Origin of the sequence: Aeromonas sp. MaB10011B (assembly GCF_017939325.1) — a bacterium.
Lineage (GTDB): Bacteria > Pseudomonadota > Gammaproteobacteria > Enterobacterales > Aeromonadaceae > Aeromonas > Aeromonas caviae.
Genome location: NZ_JAGKRK010000102.1, coordinates 1 through 293 on the forward strand (window position 1 = coordinate 1; position 293 = coordinate 293).

At 67.9% G+C, this 293-nt stretch carries 1 pseudogene; it reads left to right on the top strand.

From position 1 onward, the window contains the following. Positions 1-120 (top strand): annotated as a pseudogene (locus J9893_RS22125) (peptide-methionine (S)-S-oxide reductase); the annotation flags it as partial. Positions 121-293 lie beyond the last annotated feature (173 nt).

Consider the following 293-nt stretch of genomic DNA (forward strand, 5'->3'; position numbering starts at 1 on the left):
GCGGGGCCGTTCTGGGAGGCCGAGCCCGAGCATCAGGACTACCTGGTCAAGCACCCCAACGGCTACACCTGCCACTACCCCCGTGCGGGCTGGAAGCTGCCGCGACGCGAGATCGGCTGACGGCCAACGCTCAAGAACGGTGGGGGGCGGCGCGCCAGTGGGCGGGCCGACCCGGTGTGTCTGTTTTTTTCCTGAGGAGATGGTGATGCAATCCCGGTGCATTCAACAGGCGCCCGAGCTGCGGGTGCCGTGGTGGATCGACGGCGAAGGGCGCAGCATGGCACCGCTGAAGC